Genomic DNA, 1,316 nt, shown 5'->3' on the forward strand with positions numbered 1-1,316 from the left:
CCCGCAAACAAGCCATTCGTTTCTTTTTTATCTTTTGCCCAAGACACTAACAGCTCATAAAATCTCCAAGTATAAGTACTTGAAAAATTTACTATATTTTTTAGTGGGTAACTAGAAAACTTGCTAGATAGTTGAACTAAATGCGGTAAAAACTCCATATTGAATTTGCACTCAATGCGCCCCTCATCTTCCATATGCTCCGCTATAGCCATCAATGGAATTTCAACCTTCCCACGTTTGCCATTAGCGCGATCTATCGTAATCGTAGTATGAGTCAAACCTGTAGCAGCTTTGGAAATATCACGGTAAGCAATGTTCTTAGGCACATTGTAGGTCTTGGCATACTCCAAAGCAGTCAAGGTCAATAACTGAGGATTATCTAAACGTTGAGGATGAATCTTGCTAATCAGAGCCTCCATACAGCGCTTTTCGATCAAGTTATAACGATAATAAGCACGGCTCAGTGCATGGCTTTTTGTAACAGTATTTTTTTTCAACTGATATAAGGGATCAGCTTCAGCTTCAACATTAGAGTTTTTTGTTTTAGCTTGGCTATTCGCTTGAGCACGTTGAATCGAGGCAATCATTGCTTCTAAGTCATTCATAGCTTTTATTCCCTTAAGGACATTTTTACAATATTAGTTGTCTTTTACAAAAAAGACAATCAAAGATTTACTTGTCTTTTAGGTATCAAAACTTGTCTTTTCGAGTATCAAAACTTGTCTTTTAACCATCAAAACTTGTCTTTTAGGTCTGTAACTATATGATTATAAAAACTAATTGGCGACTAGAAACAAGTAGGTAACATAAGAAACAGCACTAGCAACTAGCATCAAAATGTGGATTTTTGATCTTCGTATTAAGCATTTCCTCTATTTTTCGCATCATTTTTTAAGAAAACAGCCTAATAAATAACCAAGCCCCAAGATTTTGATGCTTTTTTAAGGTTAAAAACTAACCTGATATTTTGAGTAAAAAAGTAAGCAGTAAGGAAGATTTTGGTAGTTTTCGTTAAAGATTGGCAGCAATTGAACCGTTTTTATTAACTTGCAAGCGCGTATAACAGCCTGTAGTGCGTTAAAGAGTCTAGCCGCGACCAATCACCCCTTAAACCTGAAAAGCGCTTAAATCGAATCCTAGAGCGTTTTAGGTAGCATCATCACTCACAGGTCTAACCCGTGGAGTACCGTAGTAGCGTTGGTGATAAGGTTCTGACCAGTCAAACCATTCTAACCAGCTCAATTCTGTTTCTTTAGTGCTGTAGATGTGAAAACGGCGGTCTAGTAGTGCATCCCAATCGGCTTGTAGTTCAGGGG

General features: G+C 37.4%; 1 protein-coding gene. It reads right to left on the minus strand.

The window, feature by feature from the left end; translation table 11 throughout:
* The coding region (locus A3IK_RS0115975; RefSeq protein ID WP_020560976.1) for a replication initiation protein at positions 1-605 on the minus strand (605 nt) is incomplete at its 3' end.
* Between the last annotated feature and the right edge of the window lie 711 nt (positions 606-1,316).

This window comes from Thiofilum flexile DSM 14609, from assembly GCF_000380185.1.
GTDB classification, from domain to species: Bacteria; Pseudomonadota; Gammaproteobacteria; order Thiotrichales; family Thiotrichaceae; genus Thiofilum; species Thiofilum flexile.